The organism is Streptomyces sp. NPDC058289 (genome assembly GCF_042880975.1).
GTDB classification, from domain to species: domain Bacteria; phylum Actinomycetota; class Actinomycetes; order Streptomycetales; family Streptomycetaceae; genus Streptomyces; species Streptomyces stoeckheimensis.
Map to the genome: position 1 here is coordinate 1 of NZ_JBHVYI010000058.1, position 16,227 is coordinate 16,227.

15 protein-coding genes are annotated in these 16,227 nt (G+C 71.5%); 8 read left to right on the top strand and 7 right to left on the bottom strand.

Translation table 11 applies throughout. From position 1 onward, the window contains the following. Window positions 1-112: 112 nt before the first annotated feature. Complete coding sequence (gene erpA, locus ACFVX6_RS26725) at window positions 113-469, bottom strand: iron-sulfur cluster insertion protein ErpA (RefSeq protein WP_243330017.1); 357 nt, start codon at window positions 467-469, stop codon at window positions 113-115. Between the two features lie 317 nt (window positions 470-786). Between erpA and nadA the strand changes: the two genes are divergently transcribed. Beyond that, window positions 787-1,989, top strand: coding sequence for a quinolinate synthase NadA (gene nadA, locus ACFVX6_RS26730; RefSeq protein ID WP_389695565.1), 1,203 nt, complete (start codon window positions 787-789; stop codon window positions 1,987-1,989). 86 nt (window positions 1,990-2,075) lie between these two features. Here nadA and ACFVX6_RS26735 read toward each other — a convergent pair whose 3' ends face one another. The 3 genes from ACFVX6_RS26735 to ACFVX6_RS26745 all read right to left on the bottom strand — a co-directional run bounded on the left by ACFVX6_RS26735 (window position 2,076) and on the right by ACFVX6_RS26745 (window position 7,030). Next, entirely contained in the window at window positions 2,076-5,207 is a 3,132-nt protein-coding gene (locus ACFVX6_RS26735) for an efflux RND transporter permease subunit (protein ID WP_389695567.1), read from the bottom strand. A gap of 199 nt (window positions 5,208-5,406) precedes the next feature. Continuing rightward, the gene (locus ACFVX6_RS26740) at window positions 5,407-6,123 is read right to left on the bottom strand and encodes a response regulator (protein WP_389695569.1); all 717 of its coding nucleotides are present in this window, start codon (window positions 6,121-6,123) and stop codon (window positions 5,407-5,409) included. Window positions 6,124-6,208: 85 nt separating this feature from the next. Further along, the gene (locus tag ACFVX6_RS26745; protein ID WP_389695571.1) at window positions 6,209-7,030 is read right to left on the bottom strand and encodes an adenosylcobinamide-GDP ribazoletransferase; all 822 of its coding nucleotides are present in this window, start codon (window positions 7,028-7,030) and stop codon (window positions 6,209-6,211) included. Window positions 7,031-7,100: 70 nt separating this feature from the next. Here ACFVX6_RS26745 and ACFVX6_RS26750 point away from each other — a divergent pair, with 70 nt between their 5' ends. Further along, a complete protein-coding gene (locus ACFVX6_RS26750) occupies window positions 7,101-7,868 on the top strand; it encodes a hypothetical protein (RefSeq protein WP_389695573.1) in 768 nt (255 codons plus the stop codon). A 57-nt stretch (window positions 7,869-7,925) separates the two neighbouring features. On the opposite strand, the gene ACFVX6_RS26755 is transcribed toward ACFVX6_RS26750, so the two are convergent. Beyond that, complete coding sequence (locus ACFVX6_RS26755) at window positions 7,926-8,204, bottom strand: hypothetical protein (RefSeq protein ID WP_389695575.1); 279 nt, start codon at window positions 8,202-8,204, stop codon at window positions 7,926-7,928. A gap of 13 nt (window positions 8,205-8,217) precedes the next feature. Then, entirely contained in the window at window positions 8,218-9,012 is a 795-nt protein-coding gene (locus ACFVX6_RS26760; RefSeq protein WP_389695577.1) for a PspA/IM30 family protein, read from the bottom strand. Window positions 9,013-9,245: 233 nt separating this feature from the next. On the opposite strand from ACFVX6_RS26760, the gene ACFVX6_RS26765 reads away from it, so the two are divergent. Beyond that, complete coding sequence (locus ACFVX6_RS26765) at window positions 9,246-9,854, top strand: DUF3043 domain-containing protein (RefSeq protein WP_389695579.1); 609 nt, start codon at window positions 9,246-9,248, stop codon at window positions 9,852-9,854. Window positions 9,855-9,943: 89 nt separating this feature from the next. After that, window positions 9,944-10,666, top strand: a complete 723-nt coding sequence (locus tag ACFVX6_RS26770; RefSeq protein WP_389695581.1) for a class I SAM-dependent methyltransferase — start codon at window positions 9,944-9,946, stop codon at window positions 10,664-10,666. A gap of 94 nt (window positions 10,667-10,760) precedes the next feature. On the opposite strand, the gene ACFVX6_RS26775 is transcribed toward ACFVX6_RS26770, so the two are convergent. Next, window positions 10,761-10,973, bottom strand: a complete 213-nt coding sequence (locus ACFVX6_RS26775; protein WP_250742535.1) for a hypothetical protein — start codon at window positions 10,971-10,973, stop codon at window positions 10,761-10,763. Window positions 10,974-11,077: 104 nt separating this feature from the next. Here ACFVX6_RS26775 and ACFVX6_RS26780 point away from each other — a divergent pair, with 104 nt between their 5' ends. The 4 genes from ACFVX6_RS26780 (at window position 11,078) to ACFVX6_RS26795 (ending at window position 16,192) form a co-directional block, all read left to right on the top strand. Further along, on the top strand, window positions 11,078-12,283 hold the full coding sequence (locus ACFVX6_RS26780) for a bifunctional adenosylcobinamide kinase/adenosylcobinamide-phosphate guanylyltransferase (RefSeq protein ID WP_389695583.1): 1,206 nt from the start codon (window positions 11,078-11,080) through the stop codon (window positions 12,281-12,283). Window positions 12,284-12,357: 74 nt separating this feature from the next. Then, a complete protein-coding gene (gene cobT, locus ACFVX6_RS26785) occupies window positions 12,358-13,419 on the top strand; it encodes a nicotinate-nucleotide--dimethylbenzimidazole phosphoribosyltransferase (protein ID WP_389695585.1) in 1,062 nt (353 codons plus the stop codon). Window positions 13,420-13,718: 299 nt separating this feature from the next. Further along, complete coding sequence (locus ACFVX6_RS26790) at window positions 13,719-15,452, top strand: phosphatidylglycerol lysyltransferase domain-containing protein (RefSeq protein WP_389695655.1); 1,734 nt, start codon at window positions 13,719-13,721, stop codon at window positions 15,450-15,452. Continuing rightward, window positions 15,449-16,192 (top strand): hypothetical protein, encoded by a 744-nt coding sequence (locus ACFVX6_RS26795; RefSeq protein WP_351441906.1) that lies wholly within the window; start codon window positions 15,449-15,451, stop codon window positions 16,190-16,192. Before ACFVX6_RS26790 ends, ACFVX6_RS26795 begins: the two co-directional genes overlap by 4 nt. Window positions 16,193-16,227 lie beyond the last annotated feature (35 nt).

The window sequence follows — 16,227 nt, forward strand, 5'->3', positions numbered from 1 at the left end:
CCCCTGCTTGTCGGCGCGGGGCGGGGGCCGGGGGCCCGCCCCGCGGCCGGCGGGGGCGGGGCCCCTCTCGTGTGCCCTACGAGCCCAGTCGGGCCGCCAGGCCCTTCAGGGCTTAGTTGAAGGAGTCGCCGCAGGCGCAGGAGCCCGTGGCGTTCGGGTTGTCGATCGTGAAGCCCTGCTTCTCGATGGTGTCGACGAAGTCGATCGACGCGCCGTGCAGGTACGGGGAGCTCATCCGGTCGGTGACGACCTTCACACCGTCGAAGTCCTTCACGACGTCGCCGTCGAGGGAGCGCTCGTCGAAGAAGAGCTGGTAGCGCAGGCCGGAGCAGCCGCCGGGCTGGACGGCGACGCGCAGCGCCAGGTCATCGCGGCCTTCCTGCTCCAGGAGGGTCCTGACCTTTTCGGCGGCGGCGTCGGACAGGAGGATGCCGTCGCTCACGGTGGTCTTTTCGTCCTGTACGGACATCTGCATTCACTCCCGAAGTGGGCGGCTCCCCGCCGGGAGCGGGGAAACGTCGGACTCTTGCCGTCGGTGGCAACGAGCGGGACCGCGGATTCATTCCGGGACCCGACGCGTGTTTCAGAAATTCCATGCTCGCACACCGCCGCGCGGTGGGGGGTCCCGCGAGGCAGCCGCGACCGGCGGGCGAATTCGTCACATCGACACTATCGGCATCGTCAAAGTGACGTGAAGCAGTTATGATAGATAGCGTCAAATAGACGAGAAGTCGAAGCGAAGGCTTCAGAGTGGCTTCAGAAGTCCCTTGTCGAAGAACAGAAAGGGTGCGTGTCGTGACCACCGCCCAGCCTTTGGACAACCAGCCCTTGGACGTCCAGCCGACGCCCCTTGCCTTGCTGCTGCTCGGCCGCGAAGCCGACCCCAAGAGCGAGCGCGGGGTGGAGTGCCCCGGCGACCTGCCCTCGCCGTCGGACCCGGACCTCGTGGCGCGCGCCCGCGCCGCCAAGGAGAGGCTCGGGGACAAGGTCTTCATCCTCGGCCACCACTACCAGCGTGACGAGGTCATCGAGTTCGCCGACGTCACCGGTGACTCCTTCAAGCTCGCCAAGGACGCGGCCGCCAAGCCGGAGGCCGAGTACATCGTCTTCTGCGGCGTCCACTTCATGGCCGAGTCCGCGGACATCCTCACCTCGGACGACCAGAAGGTGGTCCTGCCGGACCTGGCCGCGGGTTGCTCGATGGCCGACATGGCCACCGCCGAGCAGGTCGCGGAGTGCTGGGACGTGCTGACCGAGGCCGGCATCGCCGGAGTCACGGTCCCCGTCTCGTACATGAACTCCTCGGCCGACATCAAGGCCTTCACCGGCAAGCACGGCGGCACGATCTGCACCTCGTCCAACGCCAAGAAGGCCCTGGAGTGGGCGTTCGAGCAGGGCGAGAAGATCCTGTTCCTCCCGGACCAGCACCTGGGCCGCAACACCGCCGTCCGCGACATGGGCATGTCCCTCGACGACTGCGTGCTGTACAACCCGCACAAGCCGAACGGCGGCCTGACCGTCGAGCAGCTGCGCAACGCCAAGATGATCCTGTGGCGCGGTCACTGCTCGGTGCACGGCCGCTTCTCGGTCGACTCGGTCAACGACGTGCGCGCCCGCATCCCCGGCGTGAACGTCCTGGTCCACCCGGAGTGCAAGCACGAGGTCGTGGCGGCCGCGGACTACGTCGGCTCCACCGAATACATCATCAAGGCGCTGGAGGCGGCCCCGGCCGGCTCCAAGTGGGCCATCGGTACCGAGCTGAACCTCGTCCAGCGTCTGGCGAACCGATTCGCCGCGGAGGACAAGGAGGTCGTCTTCCTCGACAAGACGGTCTGCTTCTGCTCGACGATGAACCGCATCGACCTCCCCCACCTGGTGTGGACCCTGGAGTCCCTGGCCGAGGGCAACCTCGTCAACCAGATCCAGGTCGACAAGGAGACCGAGAGCTTCGCCAAGCTCGCCCTGGAGCGGATGCTCGCGCTTCCGTAGCCCGGTCCGGCAGCACGACGACCGAAGGGCCGCCCCTCCTGTGAGGGGCGGCCCTTCGGCGTGTGCGTCCGTACGGACCTCGGTCCTCAGACCTTGACCGGGCTCTCGTCCTCCGCCGGAGCGGCCGGGGCCGGGACCACGGTCAGGCGGGCCCTCTTCTTCGCGCTGCGGCGCTCCTTGCGGAGCTCCAGCATCGTGTAGAGGGTCGGCACCAGGAGCAGGGTCAGCAGGGTGGAGCTGATGAGGCCGCCGATGACGACCACCGCGAGCGGCTGCGAGATGAAGCCGCCCTCCCCGGTGACGCCCAGCGCCATCGGGAGCAGAGCGAAGATCGTCGCCAGTGCCGTCATCAGGATCGGGCGCAGACGGTGGCGGCCGCCCTCGACGACCGCCTCGATCACGCCGTAGCCCTGGGCCCGGTACTGGTTGACCAGGTCGATCAGGACGATCGCGTTGGTCACGACGATGCCGATGAGCATCAGCATGCCGATCAGCGCCGGGACGCCGAGCGGGGTGCCGGTGACCAGGAGCAGTCCGAGCGCGCCGGTAGCGGCGAACGGGATGGAGACCAGCAGGATCAGCGGCTGGACGAGCGAGCGGAACGTCGCGACGAGCAGCATGAACACGATCGCGATGGCCGCGAGCATGGCCAGGCCCAGCTGGCCGAAGGCCTCGCTCTGGTCCTGTCCGACGCCGCCGATGGTGGCCGTGGCGCCCTCGGGCAGGTCCAGGGCCTTGATCTTCGACTGCAGGGTGGAGCTGACGGCGCCGGTGTTGTCGCCGACCGGCTTCGCGCTGATGGTCGCGGCGCGGGCGCCGTCGATCCGGGTCATCGCGACGGGGCCGGGGACCTCCTTGACCTCGGCGATGTCGCCGAGCCTGACCGGGCCGACGGGCAGCGCCTGCAGCTGGGCCAGGGTGGTGGCCGGCTGCGCGGACTTGATGACGATGTCCCGCTCGGTGTCGTCCAGTACGGCCTTGCCCGCCGGGTTGCCGCGTACGGCCTGGCCGACGATGGCGCCGAGCGCCGCCTGGTTCAGGCCGAATTCCGCCGCCTTGGGGGTGGCGGTGACCGAGATCCGGGGTACGGACTGGGACAGGTCGCTCTGGACGTCGGTGACGTCCTCGATCTTCGCCACCTCGGCGCGGACCTGCTCGGCGGCCTGGGCCAGGACGGCCCCGTCGCCCGCCTTGACGACGACGCTGAGGTTCTGGCTGCCGAAGCCGTCGCCGGCCGCGATGGTGGTCTCGCCCACGCCGTCGAGCCCCTTGAGGGCCGTCTCGATGTGCTTCTTGGCGGACTCGGTCTTCCCCGAGTCCTCCAGCGTGACCTGGTACGAGGCCTGGTTGGAGCCCGTACCGCCGCCGAAGGCGGCCATGAAGCCGGAGGAACCGACGGTGACCTGGTAGTCCTTGACCCCGTCCGTCCCGTCCAAGACCTTCTCGACCTTGCGGCTCGCCTCGTCGGCGGCGGCCAGCGAGGTGCCGGGCGGCAACTGCTGCTTGATGCTCAGGACTTCCTGCTCGCCCTGGTCGAAGAAGTTCGTCTTGAGCAGCGGGGTCATGCCCAGCGTCGCGACGAACACCACGACGGCGACCACCAGGGTGGAGATCCGGCGGCGGGTGACCAGGCCCAGCGCCCGTACGTAGAACTGCTGGAGCTTGCTGCGGGACTCCTTCTCCTCGGCTTCGCGGCGGGCCTTCTCGATGCTCGCGGCGTCCCCTTCGCTGACGCCCTTCGGCGCGCGCAGGAACCAGTACGAGAGCACCGGCACGACCGTCAGGGAGACGAGCAGCGAGGCCAGCAGGGCCGCGGTGACGGTGATGGAGAACGGGCCGAAGAACTGGCCGACCATGCCGCCGACGAAAGCGATCGGCAGGAAGACGGCGACGGTGGTGAGCGTGGAGGAGGTGACCGCGCCGGCCACCTCCTTGACCGCGGTGATGATCGCGCTCCGGCGCTCCTCGCCGTAGCCGAGGTGGCGCTTGATGTTCTCCAGGACCACGATCGAGTCGTCGACGACCCGGCCGATGGCGATGGTGAGCGCGCCCAGCGTCAGCATGTTGAGGGAGAGGTCGCGGGTCCACAGCACGATCAGCGCGAGGACGACGGACAGCGGGATGGAGACCGCGGTGACCAGCGTCGAGCGCAGCGAGCCGAGGAAGACCAGGATCACGATGACCGCGAAGGCCAGGCCGAGCAGGCCCTCGGTGGTCAGGCCCGAGATGGACTTGGCGACGGCCGGGCCCTGGTCGCTGACCACGGTCAGGTCGGCGCCGGAGCCGAGGGTGGAGCGGAGCTCGGGCATTTTGTCCTTGACCGCGTCCGAGATGGCGACGGCGCTGCCGTCCTTGTCCATGGTGAGGACGAGGGCGAGGCTGGGCTTGCCGTTGGTGCGGGTGAGGGAGTCGGCCTTGGCCGGCTCCTGCTTCACGCTCGCCAAGTCGCCGAGGCGGACGGCGGGCTTGCCCGGTCCGGCGGTGAGGCGCAGGTCCTCCAGCTGGGCGAGCGAGGTGTAGCCCGAACCGACGCGCACGGTGCGGTTCTTGCCCGCCTCGTCGAAGGAGCCTGCGGGGACGGTGGCGCCGCCCGCCTGGAGGCCCTGGGCCAGGGCCGCGCCGTCGAGGCCGGCGGCGGCGAGCTTGGCGTCGTCGGGGGTGACGGTGACCTGGAGGTCCCGGACCCCGTCGACGGTGACCTGGCCGACGCCCGCGATGTCCTCCAGAGCGGGGACCACGGACTTGTTCAGCTGGTCGGCCAGCGCCTGCTGGTCCTTGTCGGAGGTGACGGCGAGGACCACGGTCGGCATGTCGTCGGTGGAACCGGCGATCACCTGCGGGTCCACCTCGGCGGGCAGCCGTACGCGGGCCCGGTTGACGGCCTGCTGGACGTCGGCGACGAGCTGCTTGGTGCCGTCGTCGCCGTAGTCGAAGGTCGCCATGATCAGGGCGTTGCCCTCGCTGGCGGTGGACGTGATGCCGGTGATGCCGTCGACGCCCTTGAGCATGGCTTCGATCGGTTCGACGACCTGCTTCTCCACCACGTCGGGCGAGGCGCCCTGGTACGGCGCGAGCACGGACACCATCGGCAGGTCGATGGAGGGCAGCAGCTGCTGCTTGAGCTGTGGGATGGCAATGGCGCCGAAGAGGAGCGCGACGAGCGACACGAGGCCGATCAGCGCCCTTTGGGCGAGGCTGAAGCGGGACAGCCGGAACATGGCTATGGGGATCTCTCTGCAGGGACGCGGTGACGTCTTCGAGGCATGACGGGCAGCCGTGCCTTCGGGCACGCGCGGGGCCCTTCAGCCTCTCGTGCACACGGGCACGCCGACGTCGCCCCCAGGTCTCGTCCTTATCCGGGGCATACCGCGTCCGCAGTAGGCGGGACTACTCCGGACCGCTCCGGACGCCTCCGATCTACTCGGCCCTGGGCCGGACCAGTCCCGATTCGTACGCGATGACCACCAATTGCGCCCTGTCGCGGGCACCGAGCTTGGACATGGCCCGGTTCACGTGGGTCTTGACGGTGAGCGGGCTGACTTCCAGCCGGCGGGCGATCTCGTCGTTGGACAGGCCCGCGGCCACGAGGACGAGGACCTCGCGCTCGCGTCCGGTCAGCGCGGCCAGGCGCTGTACGTGGGCGGCGCCCCCGGCGGGGGTGTCCCCGGCGCCGCCGCCCTGCGCGAGGAAGGTGGCGATGAGCCCCTTGGTGGCGGCCGGGGAGAGCAGCGCGTCGCCGGCGGCCGCGACGCGGATGGCGTTGAGCAGTTCCTCGGGCTCGGCGCCCTTGCCGAGGAACCCGGAGGCGCCCGCCCGCAGGGCCGCCGCCACGTACTCGTCCACCTCGAAGGTCGTCAGCATCACCACGCGCACGCCTGTCAGTTCGGGGTCGGCGCTGATCAGCCGGGTGGCGGCGAGGCCGTCGGTGCCGGGCATCCGGATGTCCATGAGCACGACGTCGGGCCGGACCGTGCGCGCCATCTCGAAGGCCTGCGCCCCGTCGGAGGCCTCCCCGACGACGCACATGTCGGCCTCGGAGTCGACGAGCACCTTGAACGCGCTGCGCAGCAGGGCCTGGTCGTCGGCGAGGAGCACCCGGATGGGCGTCGGGTCCTGGTTCGGGGTCTTTTCCACGCCCTGACCCTACGTCGCCCCGCGCGGCGGGGGCCCGGCAAGATCCGGAAGGGACGGCCCAAGACAGGGAGCTTGACGACAGGCCCTAGCCCAGGGCCAGTACCACCAGGGCCGTCGTCGCCGAGACCTCGGCCAGGGCTCCGAACACGTCACCGGTGACCCCGTCGAAGCGGCGCACGCAGCGGCGGAGCAGGGCCTCGGCCGCCAGCAGGGCGGCCAGGACCGCCACCGCGTGCTGCGCGGCGGCAGGCAGGCCCAGCGGCAGCGCGGCGGCGGCGGCCAGGACCACCACGAGCCCGGCGACGGCGACGGCCGCCTCGCGCGGGACGACTCCGGCGACGGCCGCGCCCAGTCCCTCGGGCCGGGCTGCGGGGACCCCGTCGCGGGAGGCCAGGGTCATGGCGAGCCGGGCGGTGACGGCGGCGAGCACGGCGGCCAGGGCGCCCCGGATCCAGCTGTCGGCGTACACGTTCGCCAGGGCCGCGACCTGGACCAGCAGCACGAACACCAGCGCCACCACGCCGAAGGGGCCGATGTCGGACTGCTTCATGATGCGCAGCGCGGCGTCCGCCGGCTTGGCGCTGCCCAGTCCGTCCACCGTGTCGGCGAGGCCGTCCAGGTGCAGGGCGCGGGTCAGGGCCGCCGGCACGGCGACGGTGACGGCCGCGGCGAGCAGCGGCCCGCCGCCGCAGACCAGGAGGAGCACGCCGGGCGCGGCCGCGAGGAGCCCCACGACGAGCCCGGCGAGCGGGGCGCAGGCCATGCCGGTGCGGGCGGCGGGACGGTCCCAGCGGGTGATGCGGGTGGGCAGCACGGTGAGCGTGCCGAAGGCGAAGCGGACCCCGTCGAGCAGCGAGGCGCGCTCCGGGGGTGGCGTCGGGGACGGGCCGTCGTACGAATCTGTCATCGGCGCGAACGCTACCTGCTCGACCGGACCGGTAAGTTACCCAATACACCCCAAATCGGGAGGTGGTGGCATGGGTCACTGGTGGTATCGCAACATCGTGGAGCCGGGGAAGCTCCCACTGCTCCTCGCGCTGGTCTCCTTCGTCCTGTCCTTCCTGGTCACCCGCGTGATCACCCGGATGATCCGGGCGGGGCGGGGGCCCTTCAAGAACGTCACCCCGGGCGGGATGCACATCCACCACGTGGTCCCGGGGGTGATCCTCGTGATCATCGGCGGCTTCGGGGCGATCGGGAGCGCCCGGCACAGCTTCGGGGCGGGCCTGTCTGCCGTGATCTTCGGGCTGGGCGCGGGCCTGGTGCTGGACGAGTTCGCGCTGATCCTGCACCTGGACGACGTCTACTGGAGCGAGCAGGGCCGCAAGAGCGTGGAGATCGTGGTCCTGACGGCGGCGATCGTGGCGCTGGTGCTGGGCGGCTTCCTGCCGTTCGGGGTCAACGACCTCACCGACGACGAGCGGCACAACCGCGGCCTGGTCGCCATGAACACGGCGACCAATTTCTTCCTCGCCCTGATCGCCCTGTGGAAGGGCAAACCGCGCACCGCGTTCTTCGGCACGGTCATCCCCTTCGTCGCGCTGATCGGGTCGATCCGCCTCGCCCGGCCCGGTTCCCCGTATGCGAAGAAGTTCTACGCGAACCGGCCGAAGGCCCGTGCCAAGGCCCAGCTGCGCGCCTTCCACCACGACCGGCGGTGGGCCTCGCCGCGGCGCCGCTTCGAGAACTTCATCGGCGGGACCCCGGACCCGGAGCGGAGGGTCTCCAAGAGCGAGAAGCACTGACGCGGCCGGAACGAAGGAAGGGCCCACCCCGATGGGGGTGGGCCCTTCCTTCACGTCTCAGCCCGGGATCAGCCCGTCGTCGCTGAGCATCTCCCGCACCTCGTCCAGTGAGGCATCGGGGCCGGGCAGGATCAACTCGGACGGCTCCAGCGCCTCGTCGGGCAGCGGCTCGCCGAGCCGCCGTACGGCTTCGAGCAGCTCGCCCAGCGTGCGCCGGAAGCCCTCCTCGTCGCCGCTCTCCATCTCCGCGAGCAGTTCGTCGTCCAACTTGTTGAGCTCGGTGAAGTGGCTGTCCGCCAGCTCCACCTGACCTTCCCCCATGATGCGGACAATCATGACGGGCCCCGTCCTACTGCTTGTCGAACCGGTGCTGGGTCTGCGACTGCTGGCCGGCGCCCGGGGCGCCGCCCTCGATGGCCGACTGCTGGGCGGAGGGGCCGCCCGCCAGCTCGGCCTTCATGCGCTGGAGCTCCAGCTCCACGTCCGTCCCGCCGGAGAGGCGGTCGAGCTCGGCCTGAATGTCGTCCTTGGAGCCGAGGCCGCTCCGGTCGTCGAGCGCGCCGGAGGCGAGCAGCTCGTCGATCGCGCCGGCGCGGGCCTGGAGCTGCGCCGTCTTGTCCTCGGCACGCTGGATGGCGAGGCCGACGTCGCTCATCTCCTCGGAGATGCCGGAGAAGGACTCGGCGATCCGCGTCTGCGCCTGGGCGGCCGTGTACGTGGCCTTGATGGTCTCCTTCTTCGTACGGAAGGCGTCCACCTTGGCCTGGAGCCGCTGCGCGGCGAGGGTCAGCTTCTCCTCCTCGCCCTGCAGGGTCTGGTGCTGCACCTCCAGGTCGCTGACCTGCTGCTGCAGCGATGCGCGGCGGGACAGGGCCTCACGGGCCAGGTCCTCGCGGCCCAGGGCCAGCGCCTTGCGGCCCTGGTCCTCCAGCTTGCTGGACTGGCCCTGGAGCTGGTTGAGCTGCAGCTCCAGCCGCTTGCGGGAGGTCGCCACGTCGGCAACGCCGCGGCGCACCTTCTGAAGCAGCTCGAGCTGCTTCTGGTACGAGTAGTCGAGGGTCTCGCGCGGGTCCTCGGCCCGGTCCAGGGCCTTGTTCGCCTTCGCGCGGAAGATCATCCCCATACGCTTCATGACACCGCTCATGGGCTTCGCGCGCCCCCTTCTAGACGGACTGTGCTCCAGGTCACCAACAAGACCCACAGTACGGGCCCTGCCTCTATTACCGCACTGTTCGAGCGGGGATGCGCTCCTCCTCCAGGACGACTGCTCGTCCGCCGTGTCAGGCGTAAGGAGTAGGTGCTTCCCTCAGGTAGGACGCCCGCCGTTGCCGGATCGTTCCCCGCCGGGATGGGGCCCGTGGCCACAACCACGTACCCTTGGGTTTTGTGTTTGGTAGCCGATCCTCCAAGGAAGAGAAGGACGCCGCCACCGACAAGGTGAGCGCCGACCTCTCGCAGTCCCGTGACCCTCAGGCCCCGAAGGGCCGCCCGACGCCGAAGCGTGCTGTGGCCCAGTCGCAGCGCAAGGCCGTGGTGGCCTCGACCGGCAACCGCAAGGAGGATGCCAAGCGAGCTCGTGAGCGCCGCCGGGTCGAGATGACCAAGCAGCGCGAGGCCCTCGCCAATGGCGACGAGCGTTATCTGCCCAACCGCGACAAGGGTCCCGTGCGCCGGTACGTCCGCGACTTCGTGGACTCCCGCTTCTCCGTCGCCGAGATGTTCCTGCCGCTGGCCGTGATCATCCTGGTGCTGAGCATGGTGCGGGTGCCGTCCATCCAGAACATCGCGCTCCTGCTGTGGCTCGGCGTGATCGCGCTGATCATCGTCGACTCCGTCGGCATGTTCATCCGCCTGCGCAAGGCCCTGAACCAGCGCTTCCCGGACGAGCCCAAGCGCGGCGCCGTCGCGTACGGCCTGATGCGCACCCTCCAGATGCGCCGGCTGCGTCTGCCGAAGCCGCAGGTCAAGCGCGGGGAACGGCCCTGAGCCCAGGGACGCCCGGAGCGTTCGGCGGGGGTGGCTTCGCGGACGGGGCCCGGCTTTGGCTGGAAGGCCTGGGCGGGCTGCGCAACGCGGTGCGCCAAGAGCTCGTCGGCCGTCAGGTCGACGAGCAGATCGCGCACCGCTTCCCCGTGGGGCAGCGGCTGCGCGTCCTCGACGTCGGCATGGGCCAGGGCACCCAGGCGCTGCGCCTGGCCCGCGCCGGGCACATAGTGACCGGGCTGGAGCAGGATCCGGCCATGCTGGCCGTCGCCCGTGAGGTGCTGGCCGCCGAGCCCCCCGGGATCCGGGACCGCGTCCGCCTCATGGAGGGCGACGGCCGGGAGACCGGCGCGCACTTCCTGCCGGGCAGCTTCGACGTCGTGCTCTGCCACGGCGTCCTCATGTACGTGCCCGAGCCGGACGCCATGCTCGCCGGGCTCGCCCGGATGCTGGCCCCCGGCGGGCTGCTGTCCCTGCTGGTGCGCAACGGCGACGCCCTCGCCATGCGGCCGGGCCTGCACGGTGACTGGACGGGCGCACTGGCGGCCTTCGACGGCGTCGACTACACGAACCGGCTGGGCCTGGACGTGCGCGCCGACCGGCTGACCACGCTGACCGCGACCCTGTCGGGGATCGGCGCCCCGCTGCAGACCTGGTACGGGGTGCGCGTCTTCACCGACGGCACCGAGGCCGCGGACAAGCTCCCCGCCGACGCGGAACTGGAGCGGCTGCTCGCCGCCGAGGACCGCGCCGGGCGGACCGACCCCTACCGCGGGGTCGCCGCGCTGCTGCACCTGTGCGGCGTACGGGGCTGAGCGCCCGCCCCCCTTTGCACGGCAGAGCCCGGACCCCCTGAGGGGGTCCGGGCTCTCGCGTACCCTGCCGCGGCAGGTCGGCGGGCGATGCCGGTCAGAGTTCCGCGGCCTCGCGCAGGCTCATCGTGTAGAGCTGGACCCCGTTGTCGTCGGACAGCTTCACCTGTTCGGTACCGCCCTCCAGCAGGTCCTTCCAGTACTCGCCGATCCAGGATTCGGCGTCCCCCTGCGTGGTGAACTCCTCCGGCACCACCGACGGGCTCGTCTCACTGCCGTCGGCCGTCTCGAACCGCCACGTCCACGCCATGTCCGCCTCCGTTGCTCGTCCGCTTCTCACACGCTTCTCGCCTTGAGTGTGCCCGCAGACTAACCGGGCGCGCAGCAGTCCCGGCGACGCGGGAGGATCATCCTGTGGAACTCACTCTGCTCGGCACCGGCACACCCGAAGGACTGCCCCGCCCCGGCTGTCCCTGCGCCGCGTGCGCGCTCTCCGTGGGGCCCCGGGCGCGCGCCGCCACCTCCGTGCTCGTGGACGGGGCGCTGCTGCTGGACCTGACCCCCGGGGCGGTGCTCGCGGGCGCCCGGGCGGGGCATTCGCTGGCCGCCGTACGGCAGGTCCTGTTGACCCACCCGCACGACGGCCCCGCCGTCGAGCTGCCGCCGGGGCTGCCGGCGGCCGGGCGGGTGCCGGACGGACGGGAGCTCGCGGTGATCTCCGGGCACCGGGTGCGGGCCGTGCCGATGGACGCGCCGGGCACCGGGTACGAGGTGACCGGGCCGGACGGTGCCCGGATGCTGTACCTGCCGCCGGGCGGCGCCCCGGCCGGGACCTCGGGCACCAGCGGGCGGCGCCCGTACGACGTGGTCCTCGCGGACGTGCTCGGCCGGCCGGAGGCGCTGGCGCGCCTGCGGGCCAGCGGGGCGGTGGGCCCGGCGACGGACGTGATCGCCGTCCACCTGGACCACGACACCCCGCCGGGCGCGGAACTGGAGCGCCGGTGCGCCGCCGCGGGCGCGCGGACGGTGGCGGACGGGACCACGGTGGCGGCCGGGGAGTACCGCCCGGCGCCCGAGGTGCCGCGGCGGACCCTGGTCCTGGGCGGAGCCCGGTCCGGCAAGTCGTACGAGGCCGAGCGCCGACTGACCGGCTACCCGGAGGTCGTCTACGTGGCCACGGGCGGTACGCGCGAGGGCGACGCGGAATGGGCGGCGCGGGTCGGGCTCCACCGCGAGCGCAGGGCCGCGTCCTGGCGGACGGTGGAGACCTGCGATCTGGTGCCGCTGCTGGCGCAGGAGGGGCCGGCGCTGCTCATCGACTGCCTGGCGCTGTGGCTCACGGACGCCATGGACCGGGCCGGCGCCTGGGACGACGCGGTGTGGGCGGACAAGGGCGCCGCGGAGCTGCGGGAACGGACCGCATCGCTCGTGGCCGCCGTCCGTGCGACCCGCAGGCCGGTGGTGCTGGTCAGCAACGAGGTCGGTTCGGGCGTGGTCCCCGCGACGGCGTCGGGGCGCCGGTTCCGCGACGAGCTGGGGCGGCTGAACGCGGGGGTCGCCGGGGAGTGCGAGCACGTCCTCCTCGTGGTGGCGGGGCAGGCCCTGGTCCTGAAGCAGTAGCCGCGGGCACCGGCAACGGAACGCGGCGCTCGGACCGTTCGGGCACCGCGGAGGGCCGCTGTACCCTCTGGCAAATGACCACGCTGAATCTCGACGACTTCTCCGATCTGATCGAGCGCCCCGACGGGGGCGTCCGGCGTGACGCCGAGGAACGCCGTGAACGGCTGGCCGTGCCGGTCGGGTCGCTGGGGCGGCTCGACGAACTCGCCGAGTGGCTCGCCGCCGCCCAGGGGCGGGTGCCGGTCAAGCCGATCGAGCGGCCGCGCGTCGTGCTGTTCGCCGCCGACCACGGGGTGGCCTCCGAGGGGGTCTCCGTACGTCCCGCCGGCAGCGCCCACGAGCTGGTACGGGCCGTCCTGGACGGCCGGAGCCCGGTGTCGATCCTGGCCGGGCGGCTCGGCGCCTCCGTACGGATCGTCGATGCCGGCCTGGACTGTCATCTCGACCTGCTGCCCCAGGAGATCACCAAGCACCGCGTCCGGCGCGGCAGCGGCCGGATCGACGTGGAGGACGCGCTGACGACCGAGGAGGCCGAGGCCGCACTGCTCCTCGGCATCCAGATCGCCGACGAGGAAGCCGACTCCGGGACCGACCTGGTCGTCCTCGGCGACCTGAGCGTCGGCGGGACCACCGTCGCCGCGACCCTCGTCGCCGCCCTGTGCGGCACCGACGCCTCCGTGGTCACCGGCCGCGGCGGCATGCCGATCGACGACCTGACCTGGATGCGCAAGTGCGCGGCGATCCGCGACGCGCTGCGACGCGCCCGGCCCGTCCTCGGGGATCAAGTCGCGCTGCTCGCCACCGTCGGCGGCGCCGATGTCGCGGCGATCACCGGCTTCCTGCTCCAGTGCGCGGTGCGCCGCACCCCCGTGATCCTCGACGGGGTCGTCTCGGCGGCCTGCGGGCTGGTGGCCCAGCGGGCCGCTTTCCGGGCCCCGGACTGGTGGCTGGCCGGACAGGCCAGCGGGGAGCCCGGCCAGGCGAAGGCACTGGACCGGATGGCACTCAACCCCGTGCTCGACCACGGCGTCACTGTGGGAGAAGGAACCGGGGCGCTGCTGGCTCTTCCCCTCGTCCAGGCGGCCGCCGCACTCGCGGCGGAACTTCCCGAGCGGGCGGTAGAACCCACCGAATGAGTCACCGGGGCCCGCGGTCCTGACCAGGCCGCGGCCCTCAGGGACCCCAGCACGGACCGCGATGCCCCATATCATCGCTTTTTATGGGAGAGGTCCGTTTGACCAGCGCAGAGACCGATCGGAAGACCGACCGAGGAACCGGTGGGGACCCGAACGGCAGAAACAATCCGGGGGGCGGGCGGGGGAACGCCCAGGCCAACACCCCGGCGAACGTCCAGGGAAACGGCCAGGGAGCCGCATCGCCCGGCCGGGAGAACGGCCGCGGAAGCGTCCGCTCCCGGCGCAGCGCCACCTTCGCGGTGTGGTACTTGCGCGCCGTCACCTTCGTCAACCTGCTCAGCGCGGTGTGGTTCTCGCTCGGCCAGGACCTGCGCCGGCACAGCACCGCCGATTTCTACACCCCGTACCTGCTCACGGCGGGCTTCGCCTCCGCGGCGTTCTCGCTGCTGCTCACCGTCACCATGGGCCGCCGCAAGCGCGCGGCCTGGATCCTGAACCTCGTGCTCAGCGGGCTGCTGCTGGCGGCCTTCGCGATGGCCGCCGTCGCCTCCTTCACCCCGTGCTCGGGAGGCTCGTACGAGTTCTGCTACCCGGAGTTCCGCGTCCACCCGCAGAACTGGGTGGCCTTCGGGCTGACCGCGCTCTTCGTCGGCGCCCTGCTGCTGGGCCGCCGGGAGTTCTACGCCAAGGGCGACCGCTCCAACCCGCTGCTGGCCAGCCTGGTCGCCTCCGTCGGCCTGCTGGTGACCTCGCTGGTCGCCGCCCTGCTCGTCGGCGCGACCAACACCGACCCGGACGCCGCGGACGCCACGTTCCTGGCCCGCTGGCGGTACGGCGTGATGCGGCTGGTCACCCTGGCACCGGACGACAAGGCGTACAACGCGATCACCACCCCGGGCTGGGTGGACGTGACGATCAACGTCATGTCCACGCTGCTGCTGCTCGCCGTCCTGTTCGCGGCCTTCCGCTCGCGCCGCGCCGTGGACCCGCTCGGCGAGGAGGACGAGGAGAAGCTGCGCCTGCTGCTCGCCCGGCACGGCGACCGCGACTCGCTGGGCTACTTCGCGCTGCGCCGCGAGAAGTCCGTCATCTGGTCCCCCACCGGCAAGGCCGCGGTCACCTACCGCGTCGTCGGCGGGGTCTCCCTGGCCTCCGGCGACCCGATCGGCGACCCCGAAGCCTGGCCCGGCGCCATCGAGCCCTGGCTGGCCGAGGCCCGCGAGCACGGCTGGGTGCCCGCCGTGATGGGCGCGAGCGAGGAGGCCGGGCAGATCTACGCCCGGCACGGACTGGACGCGCTGGAGCTGGGCGACGAGGCCATCGTCGAGACCGACGAGTTCACCCTGGAGGGCCGCGCCATGCGCACCGTCCGCCAGGCGTACAACCGCGTCAAGCGCGCCGGGTACACCGTCCGCATCCGCCGCCACGCCGACATCCCGGCCGAGGAGATGGACGTGCTCCTGCTGCGCGCCGACGACTGGCGCGACGGCGCGACCGAGCGCGGCTTCTCCATGGCACTGGGCCGGCTGGGCGATCCCGACGACGGCCAGTGCGTGATGCTGGAGTGCTTCGACGGCGAGGGCGAGCTGCGCGCCGTGCTGTCCTTCGTCCCCTGGGGACCCAAGGGTCTGTCGCTGGACCTGATGCGCCGTGACCGGGATTCCGAGAACGGTCTGATGGAGTTCATGGTCATCGAACTCCTGGAGCGGTCAAAGGAGATCGGGGTCGCACAGGTCTCGCTGAACTTCGCGATGTTCCGGTCCGTCTTCGAGCGCGGGTCGAAGCTCGGCGCCGGTCCGGTGCTGCGCCTGTGGCGTTCGCTGCTGAGCTTCTTCTCGCGCTGGTGGCAGATCGAGTCCCTCTACCGGGCCAACGCCAAATACCGGCCGATCTGGGAACCGCGGTTCATGCTCTTCGAGAAGAGTTCGGACCTGCTGCGGATCGGGATCGCCGCGGGCCGGGCCGAGGGCTTCCTGGAAGCACCCGGGCTGCCGAAGTGGATGCACCGCAGACATCTGGAGAGCAAGCGTTGACCACTGCCTCACTGCGGCGGTTCGCCCGCCGCGAGTGGGGGCCCCTGTACCGGACGGTCCGGGATGCGCTCGTCCGCGACACGTGGCGGGCGATCCCGATGACCCTCGGCGCGGTCTGCCTGACCGCCGTCTTCCAGATCGTGCAGCAGACGTCATGGGGCTTCCAGCCGGTGCAGGACCTCGGGTCGGTCAAAGCCGTCGACCCGCTCTGGCTGGCCCTGCTGCGGACCCCGCTGTCGCTGTTCGTCCCGGCGCTGGACCTGCCGGTGTGGGGTGCGCTCGCGCAGATCCTGCTCGTCTTCGGGATCTCGGAGATCTGCATCGGCTGGTGGCGCACGCTGGTCATCGGCTACGTGGCCACCCTGGCCGGGACCACGTACGCGCGGATCGGGCTCTCGCTCGGTCCGGACCACCCCTTCGGCCTGCCCGTGTCGGACAAGATCGTCAACGACACGGGGCCCTCGGCGGCGGTGGTCGGCCTCGCCGTCTACGTCTGCTGGCGCTACCGGGCCTACCTGACCGGCTCGGTCGTGATCCTGGTGATGATCGGCGAGCTGCTCTTCAAGGACAACCTGGCGGGCAAGGAACACCTGGCCGCCATCGCCTCGGTGATGCTGATCTGCCTGGTCCGCGCCAAGTGGGGACCGGAGCGTTCCCGCGCCCCGCTCGGGCGGCCCCCGGCCGCGGCTCCGCCCCCGGCCCCGCCCGGGACGCCTCCCGTCCCGCCGCCCCGGGTCTGATGAACGCGCGCGGGGCCGTACCGTATCGGGGTGAC